The organism is Pedococcus sp. (assembly GCF_036554925.1).
Classification (GTDB): domain Bacteria; phylum Actinomycetota; class Actinomycetes; order Actinomycetales; family Dermatophilaceae; genus Pedococcus_A.
The window spans coordinates 1-17,671 of record NZ_DATBMI010000089.1 but is presented as its reverse complement, the minus strand read 5'-3'; the positions used below and the strand labels follow the sequence as shown (position 1 = coordinate 17,671).

Sequence of the window (17,671 nt, the reverse complement as noted above, 5' to 3'; positions counted from 1 at the left end):
ACCTGCTGGGCGCGGACCTCACGGGTCTTCACGAGCGGATGGCCGAACTCGCCTCGCGCCCCGAGCGGCTCGCGGTGATCCCGCAGGTGCTGGGCCCCCTCGACGCGCTGCGGGGCGCCGGCATGGGACCCGTCCTCGACGACCTCGCCCGTCGCGGCATCGAGCCGGACGCCGTCGCTGCCGAGCTCGACGTCGTCTGGTGGACGTCGCTGGCGGAGCACCTCCCCGTCGCGGACCCGGCCGACGGCGCCCACGACGGTGAGCACCTGCGCCGGGTCGCGGGGGAGTACGTCGCTGCCGACCACGACCACCTGCGCGGCACCGCAGAGCGGGTGCGCGCGGCGGCCGGGCGCCGCCTGCGGGAGGTGCTGGCCGACCACCCGGAGCAGGAGGCCCTGGTGCGGGCCGAGGCCGGCAAGGCGCGCCGGCACCGGCCGCTGCGTGACCTGCTGCCGCGCGCGGGCGAGACGCTCACGGCCATCAAACCGGCCTGGGCCATGAGCCCCCTGGTCGTCGCGTCGGTGCTGCCCCCGGGCCGCTGGTTCGACGTGGTGATCTTCGACGAGGCGTCGCAGATCCCGCCGGCACAGGCGATCTCGGCCATCTCCCGCGGGAGCCAGGTCGTCGTGGCCGGCGACGAACGGCAGCTGCCGCCGACGTCGTTCTTCACCGCGGCCGTCGATGACGAGTCTGCTGCCGAGACCGAGGCCCTCACCGAAGGCTTCGAGTCGGTGCTGGACGTGCTGGCGGCCTCGCTGCCGGTGCGCCGCCTGTCGTGGCACTACCGCTCGCTCGACGAGCGTCTCGTGGCCTTCGCCAACCAGCAGGTGTACGACGGCAGCCTGACCACCTTCCCCGGCACCGGAAGCGAACCGGTGGTGCGGCTCGAGGCGGTCGAGGGGGCCGGGGTCGTGGCGCCCGGCGAGGAGGCCATCGAGTCCACCGACGCCGAGGTCGACCGGGTCGTCGAGCTCGTGCTCGAGCACGCGCGGAGCCGTCCGCAGGAGTCGCTCGGGGTCATCGCCCTCGGCATCAAGCACGCCGCCCGGATCGAGGAGGCCCTGCGCCGCGCGCTCATCGGCGCGGACGGGGTCGGAGGCTTCTTCGACGAGGATGCGCCCGAGCGGTTCTTCGTCAAGAACCTCGAGCGGGTCCAGGGCGACGAGCGCGACGCCATCATCCTGTCCATCGGCTACGGCAAGACCCCGCACGGCCGGGTGCTGCACCGCTTCGGCCCGCTCAACCTCGAGGGGGGCGAGCGCCGGCTCAACGTCGCCATCACCCGCGCGCGGCGGCGGATGACGGTGGTGTCGTCCCTCGTGGCGGCGGACCTGGACCCGTCGCGCCTGAAGGCCCGCGGCGCCGTGATGCTCCGGGACTTCCTGGCGTATGCCGAGTCGTCGGCGACCGCGCTGCCCGCGCCGCCCAGCGACGAAGGACCCGGGACGGGCCCGGATCGGGGCGGGGCCGTCGCGCCCGCCGCGGTCAGCGGGCCAGGGAAGGGCCCCGGCTCGCCGGTGCTCGCGGAGTTCGCGCGCCGGCTGCGCAGTGCAGGGCTCGTCGTGCACGAGTCCTACGGAACGACCCACCCCCTCGACCTCGCGGTCGAGGACCCGCACCGGCCGGGCCGGGTGCTCGTCGCCGTGGAGTCCGACGGCCCCAGGTATGCCGCGATGCGCAGCACCCGGGACCGGGACCGGCTGCGCGTGGAGCAGCTGGGCAGGCTGGGATGGGAGCACGTGCGGGTCTGGAGCACCGATCTCTTCCGGGACCCGGCGCGCGACGTGGCCCGCGTCGTGGCGGCAGCCCAGCGCGCGTCGAAGCGCCTCAGCGAGGAGGAGACGAGCCACGTGGCCGTGGAGCCAGCCGACCAGGAGCCTGTCGCGGGACCCAGCCCCGACGACGCAGACGGAACTGCTGGTGCCTCTGCTGCTGTCGGCGCCTCTGCTGCCGACATCGCTGTTGCCGACACGCCGGCTGCCGACACGCCGGCTGCCGACACCCCGGCTGCCGACACCCCGGCGGAGACCGCCGACGACACCGCGCGGAAGCGGAGGATCATGCGGCGCCGACCCAAGACCGGCCCGGAGCAGACGCTCGACGACACCGACCGCGGCTGGGGTGAGCACACCGACCAGTCGGCCCACGACCGGTGGCTGCAGGAGCAGCGGCCCCCGCACTGGGGCAGTGACTGAGCTGTCGCCGGCACCGGTGCCAGCATCGATGGGCGGCATCGACACCGGTGAGGTCGCGGCCCGTTGCCAGGGCTGCCGCAATGCCCTACGTCAATGATCCGTCTGGCGGATCAGTGACGTAGGGCGGACTACATCGTGCCGGTCGGTCGGCCGGCCAGCAGGTCGCGGATCTCCTTGAGCAGCTGGACGTCCTCGGGGGGAGCGGCGTCCTCCTCCTGCCGGGCGAAGCGGGTGCGCGCGGCCTCGTAGGGCTTCACGACGAAGAAGTAGACGACGGCGGCCAGGATCAGGAACGAGATCAGGGCGGTGAGGAAGACGCCCACGGGCACGCCACCCGGGTTGTAGGAGTTGAAGTTCGGGCGTCCCCCTGCCTTCCCGATAAGGCTCAACAGCACCGCGGTGAAGGTCGTGACCACCGATGCGAACGCCGCACCCATGACGAACGCGACGGCAAGCTCCACGAGATTGCCGCGCATGATGAAGTCCTTGAAGCCCTTCATGACTGCCCCGCCTTTCGCTGGTGAGTTCCACGCGGGTCTCACGGTAGCGAAGGAGTGCCTGCACGGCGCTCGGTGAAGGGCCGCACGAGGCATCGTGGGTGGGCATTCGGGCCCGAGCCTCAGGAGGCACCGTGGGCTGCTCGACGCCGACCCTCAGTGGCGGCGCAGCACCACCGTCAGGCCTGACCCGCCGGTCTCGTGCGGAGGCGCGCTCGCCAGCCCGGCTGCGACCTCCGGGGTCACCGCCAGGACCAGCCCCGGCCCTGCCACGTCGGCCGTGAACCCGAGCCCGGCGGCCTCCTGCCCTGACTCAGGACCGACCGCGAGCACCGTGGCAGAGTGGGCAACCGTCGCGCCGGTCCCGGTGACGACATCGACGGAGTCGCCGGGGCGCACCATGGCGAGGGCGCCCGGGTCGGCGACGCTGACGTGGGCCGCGACCTCGTCGGCAGGCCGTCCGGCCAGCAGACCGGCGCCGACAACCCGCCGCTCCGTCATCACCTCTCCGGCTGTCACCGGGCCGGCGAGCCGCCGGCCCACCAGCGCGGCGGTGGACGATGGCGCGCCGCTCGGGGCGTAGTCCGCAGGCCGGGACGAGACCGCCAGGTCGCCCGCGGACACCTCGTGCCCGGCCGGCAGCCCGCGGGCCGCCACCACGACGTGGACGCGGGGCCCGCCCTCGGGTGCCCGGGCGACCGCCAGGCCACCCAGCACAGCACCGGCCGCGAGACCGGCCGCCAGCAGGCGCCGGGTGACAGCACGCCGCCAGGCACCGCGCCGCCCGCGCCCGAACACCCGCTCACCGACAGCCCCTGCCCCCCGCATGTCCGCCACCCCCCGCATGTCCGCCCGTCAGCCGGGCAGCGCGAACGGGAGGGCGATCCCGTCGAGCGCTCGCCGGCACGGGCAGGTGGCCTCGTCGTCCGACTCGGTCTCGGGCATGGCGGCCAGGGCCGAGTGCAGCACGGTCTTGAGGCCCTCGACGTTCTCGGCGAAGACCCGCAGCACCTCCTCGTGGGTGACCGCCTCGTGGCCGGCGACACCGGCGTCGTGGTCGGTGACCAGGGCGATCGTCGTGAAACACATCGCCAGCTCCCGCGCGATCGCGGCCTCCGGCATGGCCGTCATCCCGATGACCGACCAGCCGGCCTGCTGGTGCCACAGCGACTCGGCCTTGGAGGAGAACCGCGGGCCGTTGATGACCACCAGCGTGCCGCCGTCGACGACGTCCTTGCCGGCGTCGCGCGCGGCCTCGAGGGCGACCCTGCGGCCGTTCGGGCAGTACGGGTCCGCGAACCCGACGTGGACGACCGGGCCCTCCGCGGCATACACGCTGTGCTCGCGACCCCAGGTGCGGTCGACCACCTGGTCGGGGACGACGATCACCCCCGGCCCGTGCTCGGGCTTGAGCGAGCCGACCGCGCAGGGGGCGAGCACCTGGCGCACGCCCACGGACCGGAGCGCCCAGAGGTTGGCGCGGTAGTTGACCAGGTGCGGCGGGAAGCGATGGCCCTGGCCATGACGCGCGATGAAGGCGACGTGACGCCCGCCGAGCTGACCGACCACGACGTCGTCGCTGGGCGCGCCGAACGGCGTGTCGACCGTGACCCGCTCGACGTCGGTGAGGAACTCGTAGAAGCCGGAGCCGCCGATGACACCGAGCTCGGCCCGCGGGGTGGGTGCGTCAGTCATGGCCCGAGCCTACGCAGGGGCCGGGCGGCGTCGAGGTGAGGAGGGGCGGGCTGTGGAGGGCGCGAAGTCCCCGGCCGGGCTGTGGACGGCCCGGGGCGCAGGTCAGGCCGCGGAGCCGTCCGAGGAGCTGCTGGTGGAGGCCGCCGGGGCCTTGGACGCGCCGGAGTCGCCCGTGGAGGCCGGGACGGAGGCCGAGGACCCCGAACGGGAGTCGGTGCGGTAGAAGCCGTTGCCCTTGAACACGACGCCGACCGCGTTGAAGAGCTTGCGCAGCCGGCCCTCGCACTCGGGGCACTGCGTCAGCGAGTCGTCGCTGAACGACTGGAAGATCTCAAAGCGGTGGTCGCACGCGGTACACGCGTAGGCGTACGTCGGCACGGTTCCCTCCCGGATTTAGCACTGTCGGTCTTCGAGTGCCAAGTATACGGCTGGATCAGCCGGACTTCTTCCACCCGGCGAGGCGGCCGAGCTGGCTGACCGCGCGGACCCGCCGCTCGACCTTGGCCCTGGTCTCCGAGGTCGCCACGATCAACAGCTGGTCTCCCCGGCGGATCGCGGTGTTCGGGGCGGGCACGAACCCCGCCCCTCCGCGGACGACGAGCGTGACGTTGGCCCCTTGGGGCAGGCGCAGCTCGAAGACCTCCACCCCGTGCAGCCGCGACTCGGGCCCGACGCTCACCTGCAGCAGCTCGGCGCCGAGCTCCTCCAGCGGTGTCGACTCCACGGCGAGGTCCAGGCTCCGGTAGCTCGTCGCCACGCCCAGCCGGCGGGCGACCCACGGCAGCGTCGGGGCCTGTACCAGCGTGAAGATCACGACCAGGACGAACACCAGGTCGAAGATCCAGTCGACCTCGGGCGCGCCGAGCGTCAGCGGGACGGTGGCCAGGACGACCGGCACGGCGCCGCGCAGCCCCGCCCAGGACAGGAACGCCTGGTCGCGCCAGGAGAAGCGGAACGGCGTCATCGACACCACCACCGACAGTGGCCGGGCCGCCAGCAGCAGGACGAGCCCCAGCACCACGGCCGGGAGGAGCTGCTCGTCGAGCCTGCTGGGCGAGGCCAGCAGCCCCAGGAGCACGAAGAGCCCGATCTGCGCGAACCAACCCATGGAGGTGGCGAAGGCTGTCACCGCCGGCCGGTGCGGGAGCGTCATGTTGCCCAGCACCAGGGCGGCGAGGTAGCACGCGATGAAGCCGCTGGTGTGGACGCTGACGGCGGCGGCATACGCCAGGACCGTGAGCGAGAGCACGCCGATCGAGAACAGGCCGGACGAGCCGGAGGCCGCGCGGCGCAGGAACTGCCCGCCGGCCCAGCCGACCGCGAGGCCGATCAGCGAGCCGCCGGCCAGCTCGACGGCGGCGTGCCACGTCAGCACCCACCAGGGGTCGGCCTGGGCCGGGTCGGCGCTCGCCGCCGCCAGGGCCGTGACGAGGATGACGACAGGCGCGTCGTTGAAACCGGACTCGGCCTCGAGCAGGCCGGTGATCCGGCGGGGGAGGGGTACCCGGCGCAGCACCGAGAACACCGCGGCAGCGTCGGTCGAGCTGAGGATGGCTCCGACGAGCAGCGCGGTGGTCCACGGCAGGTCGAGCAGGTAGCGGCAGGCCACGCCGACCACGACCACGGAGACGGCGACGCCCACGGTCGACAGCACGGCCGCGGGCGCCACAGCACCACGGATGCCCTCCCATCTCGTGGTGAGCCCACCGTCGGCGAGGATGAGGATGAGCGCGGCATACCCGAGGACCTGGGTGAGCTCGGCCGAGTCGAACTCGATGCCGAGCCCGGCCTCGCCGATGGCCAGGCCGATGCCGAGGTAGAGCAGCAGGGAGGGGAGGCCGGACTTCACGGAGAGGCGCACGGCCGCGACCGACACCAGCAGGACCAGGGAGCCGACCAGGAGGGCAGGGGTGAGGTCCTCCAGGGTGAAGGCCCCTTGAGCAGCGAGGAACAACCCGTCCACGGCCCCGTCGTGTCCTCTCGCTCGCTGTGTGTCCTAGTCTCGCAGGGTGTCCCGCGTCATTCTGGCCCGCCGCGTCGCCGTGTCGCTGGCCGCCCTCCTCGCCGTGCTCCTCGTCGTGTCCGCGATCGTGGGTGTCACGTGGGTGCGGCGGCCCTTTCCCGTCACCGACGGCGAGCTCCCGGTCCCCGGGCTGAGCAAGGCCGTGACCGTGCTGCGGGACGACCGGGGCGTACCGCAGATCTACGCCGACAACGCCCAGGACCTCTTCCGGGCGCAGGGTTTCGTCCACGCCCAGGACCGCTTCTTCGAGATGGACCTGCGCCGCCACATCACGTCCGGCCGGCTCTCGGAGATGGTCGGGTCGAGCGGCCTGGAGACCGACAAGGTCATCCGCACCCTGGGCTGGCGCCGGGTCGCCGAGGCCGAGCTGCCGCTGCTGGAGCCGGCGACGCGCCAGTACCTCCAGGCCTACGCCGACGGGGTCAACGCCTACATCGACCGCCAGGGCACCCCCTCGCGCATGGGGCTCGAGTACGTCGTCCTCGGCCAGCAGGTCAAGGACTACCGGGTCGAGCCGTGGACCCCGGCCGACTCCCTGGCGTGGCTCAAGGCGATGGCCTGGGACCTGCGCGGCGACTACGACAACGAGCTGACCCGTGCGCGCCTGGCCGGGCGGGTCCCCGCCGCGCAGATCGCCGAGCTGTACCCGCCCTACCCCTTCGGCACGAACGCGCCGATCCTGTCGGCGCAGGACTGGGCACCCGGCTCCTCCGGCCCCGCCTCGGCGGTGCCCGGCGCCTCCGTGCCGGACCTCGTGCCCCTCGAGGAGCGCACCGCACCGGGGGCCCAGAGCGCGTATGCCGCGGCGCAGCGCCTGCTGGAGCAGGTGCCCCTGACCTTCGGTCGGGGTCGCGGGATCGGCTCCAACGCCTGGGTCGTCGGGCCGGAGAAGTCGAGCACCGGCAAGCCGCTGCTGGCGAACGACCCGCACCTCGGCGTCGGCATCCCCGGCATCTGGTACCAGGTGGGCCTGCACTGCCGGAGCGTGGGGACCGAGTGCCCCTTCGACGTCAGCGGCTTCTCCTTCGCGGGGCTCCCGGGCGTGGTCATCGGCCACAACCAGTCGGTCGCCTGGAGCATGACCAACCTCGGCCCGGACGTCACCGACTTCTTCCTCGAGCAGCTCCGCGACGGCACCTACCGCCGCGACGGCCGGTACTACCCGCTGCGGGAGCGTCGCGAGACGATCAAGGTCGCGGGCGCCGGCGACCACACGATCACGGTGCGCAGCACCCCGCACGGCCCCCTGCTCTCCGATGTCGTCCCGGACCTCTCCGACGCCGGGCGGACCTCGCCCGTGAGCGGTGCGCCGAACGCGGATGCCTACGCGGTGTCCCTTGCCTGGACCGGCCTGACCCCGAGCCGGACGGCCGACGCGATCTTCGGGCTCAACCGCGCGACGAGCTTCACCGAGTTCCGGGAGGCCGCGAAGTCGTTCGCGGTGCCCAGCCAGAACCTGCTGTACGCGGACCGTGAGGGCCACATCGGCTACCAGGCCCCCGGGCAGATCCCGGTCCGCAGGTCCGACACCCCCGGCGCGGTCCCCGGCTTCTGGCCGGCGGCGGGCTGGCGGTCCAGCTCGGACTGGCAGGGCTACGTGCCGTTCGAGCAGATGCCGTGGGCGTACGACCCGCCGGAGGGCTTCATCGTCACCGCGAACCAGGCGGTCACCGCGAGCCCGACGCCGTTCCTCACGACGCAGTGGGACTTCGGCTTCCGGTCCCAGCGGATCCGCGACCTCCTGGAGAAGGAGGACAAGGTCACGCCGCAGCGGATGAGGCAGATCCAGGGCGACACGCACAGCCAGTTCGCTCCGACGCTGGTCAAGACCCTGCTCGAGGTCGACCTCGGGAACGACCAGTTCACCGAGGAGGCGCAGGACCTGCTGCGGGACTGGGACTACTCCAACCCGGTGGGCCGCTCCGACTCCAGCGCCGCGGCGGCCTACTACAACGCCGTGTGGTCCAACCTCATGGAGCTCACCTTCAACGACGAGCTGCCGGACGACCTGCGCGCCAACGGCGGTGACCAGTGGATGCAGACGATCACCAACCTGCTGGCCAAGCCGCGCAGCGCCTGGTGGGACAACAAGCTCACCCCGGGGGTGACCGAGGGCCAGGCCGAGATCATGCGGCTCGCGCTCGTCGACGCCCGGCTGCAGCTGACCAAGGAGGTCGGCAAGGACCCCTCCGGCTGGGAGTGGGGAGCCCTGCACGAGCTGAGCCTGACCCACAAGGTGCTCGGCGGCGACAGCGTCCCCGGCGCGGTCCGCATGCTGTTCAACCGCGGGCCGGTGGCCCTGCCCGGCGGGCCGGCCATCGTGAACGCCAACGGCTGGGACGCGAGCCAGGGCTTCGAGGTGGACTGGGCCCCGTCGATGCGCATGGTCGTCGACCTCGCCGACCTCGACCGCTCCACGTGGGTCAACCAGACCGGCAACAGCGGCCACGCGTTCCACGACCACTACGACGACCAGGTCGACACGTGGGCGAAGAACGAGACGTACCCGTGGCCGCACTCGGAGAAGGCCGTGCGGGAGGCCGCGAAGGACGAGCTGCGGCTGATGCCCTCAGCCGGCGAGTGAGCGCAGCGGCGCGCCGGCCGTGATGACCGCCTCCACGGGCCGGTCGTGCTCCTCTCGCGGCAGCGGGTCCGCCCGGACCTCCCAGGGGTGCACGATCGCGACGAGCCGGGCGCCGGGAGCGCGGGGGACGGCTCGGTCGTAGCAGCCGCCGCCCTGGCCGAGGCGGGTGCCCGTGGCGTCCACCGACAGCGCGGGGAGGAAGACCACCCGCGCCGAGGCGATGGCCCCGAGCCCCAGCGGCTCCCCGCCGCCGGCCTCGGCCCAGTCCAGGTCGAGGTCGGGCAGCGTGATCGGCACCATGACCCGTATGCCGCGGGCCTGCATGGCCTCGATGAGCCGGTCCGTGGGGGGCTCGGTGGGCCGTGCCTCGTAGGCGCTCACCCAGTCTCCCGGGACCAGGCCGAGCGCCTCCGCCAGCTCGACGGCGGACCGGGCGATCGACTCGGCGTCGGCGGCGCGGTCGCGCCCCGCGACCAGCTCCCGCCGCTGCGCCCGCACCATGGCGCGCAGGGCGCGCTTGTCCACCGGCCCGGCCCCCGCGGCATACCCCGTCACGGGCGCCATTGTGGCCCCTGGGAACCGACCGTGCGGGACGGTGGCCGACAAGTAGGGTGTGCGCATGAGTGTCACGAAGGCCGTCATCCCCGCTGCCGGGCTGGGCACCCGGTTCCTCCCAGCCACCAAGGCAACGCCGAAGGAGATGCTGCCCGTCGTCGACAAGCCGGCGATCCAGTACGTCGTCGAGGAGTCGGTGCGCGCCGGGCTGGGTGATGTGCTCGTCATCACCGGCCGCAACAAGATCGCCCTCGAGGACCACTTCGACCGCCACTGGGAGCTCGAGGCCGCCTTGGAGGCCAAGGGTGACCAGCACCGGCTCAAGCGCGTGCGCGAGTCGGCCGACCTCGGCAAGGTGCACTTCGTCCGCCAGGGGCAGCCGCTCGGCCTCGGGCACGCCGTCCTGGTGGCCAAGGAGCACGTGGGTGACAACCCGTTCGCCGTGCTGCTCGGCGACGACCTGATCGACAGCCGCGACCACCTCCTCGAGGAGATGGTCCGGGTGCGCGAGGAGCGCGGCGGCAGCGTCATCGCGCTGATGGAGGTCCCCGAGGAGTCGGTGCACCTCTACGGCTGCGCGGCGGTCGAGCCGGTGGAGGGTGACGTCGTCCGGGTGACCGGCCTCGTGGAGAAGCCGGACGCCTCCGAGGCGCCGAGCAACCTGGCCATCATCGGTCGCTACGTCCTCGACCCCGCGGTGTTCGAGGTGCTCGAGCACACCAAGCCGGGCCGCGGCAACGAGATCCAGCTGACCGATGCCCTGCAGGAGCTCGCCACGTCGGACGCAACGGGCGGCGGGGTCCACGGCGTGGTCTTCCGTGGCCGCCGCTACGACACCGGCGACCGGCTCGACTACCTCAAGGCGGTCGTCAAGCTCGGCCTCGTCCACCCCGAGCTCGGCGAGGACTTCGGCACGTGGCTCGACGAGTTCGCCGCCGAGCGCCATCAGGCCCTCGCGCACCGGTGACCCCTGGATGATCGCCGTCGAGCAGCACCTCGCTCGGATCCTCGAGACGGTCCGGCCGGTGCGGTCGTTCGACCTCGGCGTGCTCGACGCGCAGGGGTGCGTCCTGGCCGCGGACGTCCAGGCCAAGGTGCAGCTGCCGGGCTTCACCAACTCGGCGATGGACGGGTATGCCGTGCACGCGGCGGACGTGGCCGGCGCGAGCGAGGAGTCCCCTGTGGTGCTCCCCGTCGTCAACGACATCGCCGCCGGCAACACCAACGCCCTCTCGCTGGTCATGGGCCAGACCATGCGCATCATGACGGGCGCGCCCATGCCGCGGGGCGCCGACGCGGTCGTGCCGGTCGAGCAGACCGACGGCGGTGTCGTCCACGTCAGCGTGCACGGGTCCCCCGAGCCCGGCCAGCACGTCCGGGCGGCCGGCGAGGACGTGCGCGAGGGCCAGACCATCTTGCGCTCCGGGACCCTGCTCGGCCCCGGCCAGATCGCGCTCCTCGCCGCGGCCGGCGTGGCGCGGGTCCGGGTCGTCCCGAGGCCCAGGGTTGTCGTGCTGTCGACCGGCGACGAGCTCGTGGAGCCCGGGCGCGAGCCCGGCTTCGGGCAGATCGTGGACTCGAACTCCGTCATGCTCACTGCCGCGGTGCGGTCCGTGGGCGCCACGCCGTACCGCGTCGGCGGAGTGCCCGACGACGCGCGCCAGCTCATGGAGACGATCGAGAGCCAGCTCGTCCGGGCGGACGTCATCATCACGACCGGCGGGGTGAGCATGGGGGCCTTCGACACGGTCAAGCAAGTGCTCTCCCGGGTCGGGACGATGCAGTTCGACAAGGTCGCCATGCGTCCCGGGATGCCGCAGGGGTTCGGGGTGCTCGGCGAGGAGCGGGTCCCGGTCTTCACCCTCCCGGGGAACCCCGTCAGCGCGCTGGTGTCCTTCCACGTCTTCGTCGCCCCGGCACTGCGGGCGATGGCCGGGCGGCCCGAGAACGCCTGGCCCCCGGGCTACGTGCCGGCCGTGGCCGCCGAGTCCTGGCAGTCGGTTCCGGGGAAGATGGAGTTCACCCGGGTCGTCTTCGACGGCGACCGGGTCCGGCTCGCAGGCGGGCAGGGGTCGCACATGCTCGGCGCCCTGGCCGCGGCCGACGCGCTCGCGGTCGTTCCCCCGGAGGTCACCGAGGTCGCCGAGGGCGACCGGGTCGACTGCCTGCCGCTGCTGGGGGCGGAGGCGCCGTGAGCGAGCGCCGCCTCACCCACGTCCGGGCCGACGGCTCGGCCCACATGGTCGACGTGTCGGGCAAGGACGTCACCGCCCGCCAGGCGACTGCCCGCGGCCGGGTCCTGATCTCCGAGGAGGCCGTCGCCGCCCTCCGGGCCGGGGACCTCCCCAAGGGTGACGCGCTCGCGGTCGCGCGCGTAGCCGGCATCCAGGCGGTGAAGCGCACCCCCGACCTCATCCCGCTGGCCCACCCCATCGCCGTCCACGGCGTCGAGGTCGAGGTCGAGGTGGTCGACGAGGGCGTGGAGGTCGCGGCGACGGTGCGCACGGCCGACCGCACCGGGATCGAGATGGAGGCGCTGACGGCGGTCAGCGTCGCGGCGCTCACGGTGGTCGACATGGTCAAGGCCGTCGACCGGCACGCCCGCATCACCGACATCAGGGTCACCGCGAAGTCCGGCGGTCGCTCCGGGGACTGGACCGAGCCGTGAGCCACCGTGCGGTCGTGATCACCTGTTCGACACGTGCCGCGACCGGCGTCTACGAGGACCGCGGCGGCCCGATCGTCGCCGAGGCGCTGCGGCAGTGGGGGTTCGAGACGGCGGACCCGGTCGTGGTCCCCGACGGCCCCGCGGTGGAGTCCGCCCTGCGCGAAGCGGTCGGCTCCGACCCTGCGGTCGTGGTCACGACGGGCGGCACGGGCCTCACGCCCACCGATGGGACGCCCGAGGCGACCCTCGCGGTGCTGGACCGGCAGGCGCCCGGCATCGCCGAGGCCATCAGGGCTGCCGGCGTCGCGGCCGGCGTGCCGACCGCCATGCTCTCGCGCGGCGTCGCCGGGCTGGCCGGCCGCACCGTCGTGGTCAACCTGCCGGGCTCCACGGGCGGGGTCCGTGACGGGCTGGCGGTGCTCGAACCAGTGCTGGCCCACGCGGTCTCGCAGGCCCGCGGCGGCGACCACTGATGCCCAGCTGGCCGGTCGTCCTGCACGCCAGCACCCCGGCGGGCCAGGAGATCGAGCTCGGCGCCCTCCGCCGCACCGACCACCGCGAGTGGCAGGCGGTCCGCGCGACGAACCGCGCCTGGCTGGGGGAGTGGGAGGCCACCGCGCCGGAGGGGCAGGTGCCCGCCGTGCGGTTCGGGTCCCTCGTGCGGCACTACAACAAGGAGGCGCGGGCCGGGCGGATGCTGCCGTTCGTCATCCGCACCGATCGCCGACTGGTCGGCCAGATGCACCTCTTCGGGATGGCGTGGGGCTCGCTGCTGTCGTGCGCCGCGGGCTACTGGGTGGCGCAGGAGGAGGCGGGCCGTGGCATCGCACCGACCGCGCTGGCGTGTGCCGCGGACTACGCGATGGGCGAGCTCGGGCTGCACCGGGTCGAGGTGAACATCCGGCCCGAGAACGTCGCCAGCCTGGCCGTGGTGCGCAAGCTCGGCTTCCGGGACGAGGGACTGAGGGTCCGCTACCTCCACATCAACGGCGCGTGGCGGGACCACCGGACCTTTGCCCTGACCCGTGAGGACCTCGGGGGGCGGACCCTGCTGGAGCGTCTTCACACAAACCACAACAGTCACATTGGCGACACACCGCCGTGCGTCCCCGGAGGCGGCGCGGAAGGGCCCTAACGTCTTCCCCGTGCCGCCCAGCAGTCTGATCTTCCTTGTCGTCATTGCGATCTGGGCTGCCTACTTCCTCCAGCACTGGGTGCGCCGCCGCGAGCAGCTCGCGATCGCGCGGTCCGTGGACCGCTTCTCCGAGTCGATGCGCGTCCTCGAGCGCCGCTCGGCCCTCGCCGCGCCCGACCTCTCCGAGCCCCAGCCGACCTCGTATGCCGTGGGCCCGGCCCGGCCGGCACGCCCCCAGGTGCTGGTGAAGCGAGCGGACTCCGCTGCCGCTGGTGCCACTTCCTCGGTGACCGGCGACGACGCCGGTCCGTGGGCCGACGCTCAGCCGGTCGCCTCGACCGCGCCGGCCCTGCGCGGCCCTGCCCCGCTCGCCACGGGGCGCCGGGCCCGCGGGCTCACCTTCCTCGGTGTCGTCGCCGCCCTCCTGGCCACAGCCGTCCTGGCCGTGCTCGGCGTGGTGCCGGTGCCGGCCGTTGCAGCGCCGGTCGCCGCCCTCGGTGCGGTGCTCGTGTGGATGCGTCGCGGGGCACGGGCCGAGCAGGCCGCGCGCCGGGAGGCCAGCCGTCGCCAGCGGGTCCAGCGCGCGGGCGAACGCGCCGAGACGGCCCGGCGCACGTCCGGCCCCGGCCAGACCGGGCGGGTGGCCCGGGCGGAGCGCTCGACGCAGGACGCTCTCGCTCCCGGTGGGGGCGTGCCGACGGACGCTGCCGCCACCGCGGGCGGTGGCTCCGCCGAGGCCGATGCCGATGCCGACGCCTACGCCGGCCCGGAGCGTGACTCCCGCCGTGAGGACCTCTACGACATCCAGGCGGTCGAGGCCGGCGAGATCGGCCAGGTGGCGGCCGCCGCGGCACCGGCGCCGACATCCCCCACGCCCGCGCCAGTGCCGCCCACCGGCCTCCTCGTCGACGAGGACGACATCCCCCTCACCTGGGATCCCGTCCCCGTGCCCCGCCCCACCTACACGATGAAGGCGATGGCCCAGCGGCACGCCCCAGCCCCCGTCGAACAGGGCGTGCCGCCGGAGCTGGCTGACGCGGCATACGACGAGCCCGTCCGACGCGTCGCAGGCGCCTAGTCCCCAGCACGTCGTCCTCGCGCGAGCGACGGGTGGCAGCACCCGGACCGCTCACTGGGTAGCCGGCCATCTTCCTGCCGCCTCTCCTCGGGTGGACGCGTGGACATGAGGTGCAGACGAGATGGAAGCGGGTGCGGTTCACCGGGCTCGCCCCTTTTTCCGGGACACATCGGCTCCGCGGTCGCGTCGGGGGTGAACCCGGGTGGCGGCTGCCTCGTCCTTTACGGCAGCAGCACCTGCGGAGACCATCGGAGTGGCGAAAGGGGATCCGTGGCACCAGGGCAGAGGGAAGCCGCGCTGCAGAGCCTCCACGACAGGCACGCCCCCGAGCTGTGGAGATTCGCGCTCCGGCTCACCCACGACCCCCACGTCGCCGAGGACGTCGTCCAGGAGGCGCTGCTGCGTGCCTGGCGTGACCCGCAGCTCACCAGCCGCAGCGACGCCGCGGCACGGGCCTGGCTGTTCACCGTGACGCGGCACATCGTCGTGGACCGGTGGCGCAGCGCCGCCGCTCGGCACGAGATCGGCCCGGCGGACGTCGAGGGACAGAGCGAGGCCGACCGGACCGGTGAGGTGCTGGACCGGTGGCTCATCGCCGACGCGCTGGCGGCGCTGTCGGCGGAGCACCGCGAGGTCATCGCGGCCGCCTACTACGAGGGGAGAAGCGTGGCCGAGATCGCCGGCACCCTGCACATCCCGGAGGGGACCGTGAAGTCGCGGCTGCACTACGGGCTGCGGGGCCTGCGCCTGGCCCTGCAGGAGAAGGGGGTGAGCCACCCATGAGCGGCGCCCACCCGTACGGGCAGTGGGACGCGGCCTACGTCCTCGGTGCCCTCTCGCCGGAGCAGCGGAAGGAGTTCGAGGAGCACCTCGGCGGCTGCCAGGCGTGTCGTGACGCCATCGTCGAGCTCGCGGGGCTGCCCGGGCTGCTCGCTCGGGTGCCCGCCAGCGACCTGCTCGCGGTGGACGAGCCCGCGGGCGACGCTGTCGCCGCCGAGCCGCCACCCTCACTCATGCCAGTGCTGCCGGCCGAACCCCGACGCTGGGGGCGGCACGTACTCGTCCCGGCCGCGGCTGCAGCCATCGCGCTCGTGGTCGGTGGGCTGGGCGGGTACGCGCTGTCGGAGACTGTCGGCGGTGCGGACGCGCCCCCCTCGGCCACCGCGACGACGGGTCCGGTCCGCGTGGCCTTCTCGCCGGTGACGGCCTCGCCGATGACGGCCGTGGTCGACGTACTGCCCAGGACGTCGGGGACGCAGCTGCTCGTGGAGTGCCAGTACGCGCTGAAGGGACCGGACGGGTCCGTTGCCGAGGGCGCCTGGGCCGAGTACGCGATCTGGGTCGTGGACCGCCAGGGCAGGGCGGTCCAGGCGAAGGTCTGGACGGCCAAGCCCGACCGCGTCATGCGGCCCGCCGCTGCGTCCCCGCTGCGGCCCGACCAGATCGCCGCGGTGGAGATCCGGCGGGTCGACACGGGGGAGACGGTGGTGCGCGCGCGGCTCGGGTGAGTGGCCCGACGTGGGGCCCGAGGCCTTGCCCGAGCGGAGGCGAGCCGTTTTCCGTCGCGGGCAGGGCTGGTGTTATTGTTTCGTCCGCATCATGGGGCTGTGGCGCAGTTGGTAGCGCGTCTCGTTCGCAATGAGAAGGTCAGGGGTTCGAATCCCCTCAGCTCCACCACGCAGAGAAGGACCCACACGCTCGTCGTGGGTCCTTCTCCGCATCTGAACCTGGGGCGCCAGCGGCTGACTACTGGCCACGTCAGGTGAGACCCCGAACGTGGTGTGGCCACGTCACCGGCGTCGTCGGCGTGGTGCGCACTTCCTGGGTGGCCGCTCAAGCGGCGATCCGGATAGTTCCGAGCCACGGCTCGAAGCCGTCTGAAGCGACATCCCAGTAGGGACCGCGCTCAGCCAACTCGGCCTCGGTGAGGAGACACTCCCGGAAGGCCGCCTCGATGGCCGCGCGCTCGGCCGGAGAAGTGAGCGCGTCGAGCCCGGTGACGACCAGCCGGGACATGGGTGCCTGATGCCCCCACGACGCGACCGCGCCGACGCTGACCTGACCGCCGGCGCCGTCCCAAGCGCACACGGTGCCAGGCCGGGTGGCGAGCCAGAAGCAGCCACGGGAGCGGTGCGCTCCGCCCCCGATGGTGCCCAGACGGTCGTGAAGGCGTGCGGGGTGAAGGGGCCGATCGGAGCGGAGGTCCAACTGCCACACCGACTCGCTCACGAGGCGGGGCAGTGGTGCGATGCGCATCTCGGAGACCCACGACTCGGCCTCGTCGTGGTGGTGCACACCGTCAATGAGCACGCTCGTCGGCTGCAGGCCAGCGTCGCCCACCAGGACGGCGCCCGGCCGCGCCAGGGCCCGCACGAGGCCCAAGCCCTCCGGTGGGGCTGCTCCGTGCACCGAGACGACGTCGGCGTACTCGATGAGGGCGCAGGCAGTCTCGGCAGTTCCGCGCCGGTCCTCCTCGGCCGTGTGCCTGCCCTCTTCACACAGGAGCGCGTCTCCGGTCAGGGTGGAAACGAGATCGGTCCCGTCCAAGGCTGTGACGATGGCGGTGACCTTGATGTCGACCACCCGCTCTGCCTCGAGCACGCGGCATACCTGCCGTGCCTCGGCTGCCACCGGGAGGTGGACCACGATGCTCTGCCATCGCCCGACGTCGGCAAGACGACGCAGCGTCGGGATGATGTCCTCGCGAATCGCGCACCCGACGCAGGCGTGGGCCAGGTCGATCACTTCTCGTTCGAGGGCGCCGCTCACGTCGCTGACGAGGCGGTGCAGCTGCTGACCTTCCACGTCGATGCGGTGATGCACCACGACGGCGCCGGGAAGATCCCACTGCTGCCCGATGGTGGCAGCAGCCATGGCGTTCGCGCAGACGCCGGTGATCAGGACGACGGGGGTGGGCGATGCGCTCATGGAGCATCCGCCTGATCCGCAGCGGGCCCTTCGACGCTGTTCTCAGGCGCCAGTCCGGCCCCGGACTCGCGAAGGGTCAGCCCTCCTGGCAGGGCGTGGGTCCCAGTGTGCCTGCCGGCGAACGCTCGTGGGGAGGTCAGGTGGGGGAGTGGCTGCATGGAACTGCTGCGCCTTCCGTTCAGGGTTAGTTGAGAACGATTCTCAACTAATCACAGGGTGGGTGGCTGGCGCAAGGCGACTGAAGGGATTTGTGAATGAGAATCATTCCCGATACGTTCTCGCCACCCAACGAGAGGACTGACGTGCGGAAGTG

General features: G+C 73.0%; 17 protein-coding genes and 1 tRNA gene. 11 read left to right on the top strand and 7 right to left on the bottom strand.

Going from position 1 to position 17,671, the window contains the following annotated elements; translation table 11 throughout:
• Positions 1–2,195: AAA domain-containing protein (locus VIB11_RS07530; protein ID WP_332029906.1), on the top strand; the 2,195-nt coding region annotated here is incomplete at its 5' end.
• A gap of 128 nt (positions 2,196–2,323) precedes the next feature.
• On the opposite strand, the gene mscL is transcribed toward VIB11_RS07530, so the two are convergent.
• The 5 genes from mscL to VIB11_RS07505 all read right to left on the bottom strand — a co-directional run bounded on the left by mscL (position 2,324) and on the right by VIB11_RS07505 (position 6,350).
• Complete coding sequence (mscL, locus tag VIB11_RS07525; protein ID WP_332029904.1) at positions 2,324–2,695, bottom strand: large conductance mechanosensitive channel protein MscL; 372 nt, start codon at positions 2,693–2,695, stop codon at positions 2,324–2,326.
• A gap of 153 nt (positions 2,696–2,848) precedes the next feature.
• Complete coding sequence (locus tag VIB11_RS07520) at positions 2,849–3,520, bottom strand: SAF domain-containing protein (protein ID WP_332029902.1); 672 nt, start codon at positions 3,518–3,520, stop codon at positions 2,849–2,851.
• 27 nt (positions 3,521–3,547) lie between these two features.
• Positions 3,548–4,387 (bottom strand): S-methyl-5'-thioadenosine phosphorylase, encoded by an 840-nt coding sequence (locus tag VIB11_RS07515; protein ID WP_332029900.1) that lies wholly within the window; start codon positions 4,385–4,387, stop codon positions 3,548–3,550.
• Between the two features lie 102 nt (positions 4,388–4,489).
• On the bottom strand, positions 4,490–4,765 hold the full coding sequence (locus tag VIB11_RS07510; RefSeq protein ID WP_332029898.1) for an FmdB family zinc ribbon protein: 276 nt from the start codon (positions 4,763–4,765) through the stop codon (positions 4,490–4,492).
• A 55-nt stretch (positions 4,766–4,820) separates the two neighbouring features.
• On the bottom strand, positions 4,821–6,350 hold the full coding sequence (locus VIB11_RS07505; RefSeq protein ID WP_332029896.1) for a potassium/proton antiporter: 1,530 nt from the start codon (positions 6,348–6,350) through the stop codon (positions 4,821–4,823).
• 46 nt (positions 6,351–6,396) lie between these two features.
• On the opposite strand from VIB11_RS07505, the gene VIB11_RS07500 reads away from it, so the two are divergent.
• Entirely contained in the window at positions 6,397–8,994 is a 2,598-nt protein-coding gene (locus VIB11_RS07500) for a penicillin acylase family protein (protein WP_332029894.1), read from the top strand.
• On the opposite strand, the gene VIB11_RS07495 is transcribed toward VIB11_RS07500, so the two are convergent.
• Complete coding sequence (locus VIB11_RS07495) at positions 8,980–9,549, bottom strand: 5-formyltetrahydrofolate cyclo-ligase (RefSeq protein ID WP_332029892.1); 570 nt, start codon at positions 9,547–9,549, stop codon at positions 8,980–8,982. The two genes, VIB11_RS07500 and VIB11_RS07495, sit on opposite strands and share 15 nt — an antisense overlap.
• Before the next feature lie 64 nt (positions 9,550–9,613).
• On the opposite strand from VIB11_RS07495, the gene galU reads away from it, so the two are divergent.
• The 9 genes from galU to VIB11_RS07450 all read left to right on the top strand — a co-directional run bounded on the left by galU (position 9,614) and on the right by VIB11_RS07450 (position 16,107).
• Positions 9,614–10,516: a UTP--glucose-1-phosphate uridylyltransferase GalU gene (galU, locus tag VIB11_RS07490; RefSeq protein WP_332029890.1), complete on the top strand. Its 903-nt coding sequence runs from the start codon at positions 9,614–9,616 to the stop codon at positions 10,514–10,516.
• A gap of 7 nt (positions 10,517–10,523) precedes the next feature.
• On the top strand, positions 10,524–11,744 hold the full coding sequence (gene glp, locus VIB11_RS07485) for a gephyrin-like molybdotransferase Glp (protein WP_332029888.1): 1,221 nt from the start codon (positions 10,524–10,526) through the stop codon (positions 11,742–11,744).
• 44 nt (positions 11,745–11,788) lie between these two features.
• A complete protein-coding gene (moaC, locus tag VIB11_RS07480) occupies positions 11,789–12,217 on the top strand; it encodes a cyclic pyranopterin monophosphate synthase MoaC (RefSeq protein ID WP_332029907.1) in 429 nt (142 codons plus the stop codon).
• Positions 12,218–12,231: 14 nt separating this feature from the next.
• The gene (locus VIB11_RS07475; protein ID WP_332029886.1) at positions 12,232–12,690 is read left to right on the top strand and encodes a MogA/MoaB family molybdenum cofactor biosynthesis protein; all 459 of its coding nucleotides are present in this window, start codon (positions 12,232–12,234) and stop codon (positions 12,688–12,690) included.
• The gene (locus VIB11_RS07470; RefSeq protein ID WP_332029884.1) at positions 12,690–13,352 is read left to right on the top strand and encodes a GNAT family protein; all 663 of its coding nucleotides are present in this window, start codon (positions 12,690–12,692) and stop codon (positions 13,350–13,352) included. The genes VIB11_RS07475 and VIB11_RS07470 overlap by 1 nt, the downstream gene beginning before the upstream one ends.
• A gap of 10 nt (positions 13,353–13,362) precedes the next feature.
• Positions 13,363–14,430 (top strand): hypothetical protein, encoded by a 1,068-nt coding sequence (locus VIB11_RS07465; protein WP_332029882.1) that lies wholly within the window; start codon positions 13,363–13,365, stop codon positions 14,428–14,430.
• A 270-nt stretch (positions 14,431–14,700) separates the two neighbouring features.
• A complete protein-coding gene (locus VIB11_RS07460; protein WP_332029880.1) occupies positions 14,701–15,213 on the top strand; it encodes a sigma-70 family RNA polymerase sigma factor in 513 nt (170 codons plus the stop codon).
• Positions 15,210–15,938: a zf-HC2 domain-containing protein gene (locus tag VIB11_RS07455; protein WP_332029878.1), complete on the top strand. Its 729-nt coding sequence runs from the start codon at positions 15,210–15,212 to the stop codon at positions 15,936–15,938. The genes VIB11_RS07460 and VIB11_RS07455 overlap by 4 nt, the downstream gene beginning before the upstream one ends.
• 93 nt (positions 15,939–16,031) lie before the next feature.
• Positions 16,032–16,107 (top strand) — tRNA-Ala (locus VIB11_RS07450).
• Positions 16,108–16,263: 156 nt separating this feature from the next.
• Here VIB11_RS07450 and VIB11_RS07445 read toward each other — a convergent pair.
• Positions 16,264–17,358, bottom strand: coding sequence for a GTP-binding protein (locus tag VIB11_RS07445; protein WP_332029876.1), 1,095 nt, complete (start codon positions 17,356–17,358; stop codon positions 16,264–16,266).
• Between the last annotated feature and the right edge of the window lie 313 nt (positions 17,359–17,671).

Bases quoted from the DNA above. Each gene is read 5' to 3' on its own strand.
- glp (WP_332029888.1), top strand. From the start codon at position 10,524: ATGATCGCCGTCGAGCAGCACCTCGCTCGGATCCTCGAGACGGTCCGG.
- VIB11_RS07515 (WP_332029900.1), bottom strand. From the start codon at position 4,387: ATGACTGACGCACCCACCCCGCGGGCCGAGCTCGGTGTCATCGGCGGC.
- mscL (WP_332029904.1), bottom strand. From the start codon at position 2,695: ATGAAGGGCTTCAAGGACTTCATCATGCGCGGCAATCTCGTGGAGCTT.
- VIB11_RS07470 (WP_332029884.1), top strand. From the start codon at position 12,690: ATGCCCAGCTGGCCGGTCGTCCTGCACGCCAGCACCCCGGCGGGCCAG.
- VIB11_RS07455 (WP_332029878.1), top strand. From the start codon at position 15,210: ATGAGCGGCGCCCACCCGTACGGGCAGTGGGACGCGGCCTACGTCCTC.
- galU (WP_332029890.1), top strand. From the start codon at position 9,614: ATGAGTGTCACGAAGGCCGTCATCCCCGCTGCCGGGCTGGGCACCCGG.
- VIB11_RS07520 (WP_332029902.1), bottom strand. From the start codon at position 3,520: ATGCGGGGGGCAGGGGCTGTCGGTGAGCGGGTGTTCGGGCGCGGGCGG.
- moaC (WP_332029907.1), top strand. From the start codon at position 11,789: ATGGTCGACGTGTCGGGCAAGGACGTCACCGCCCGCCAGGCGACTGCC.
- VIB11_RS07445 (WP_332029876.1), bottom strand. From the start codon at position 17,358: ATGAGCGCATCGCCCACCCCCGTCGTCCTGATCACCGGCGTCTGCGCG.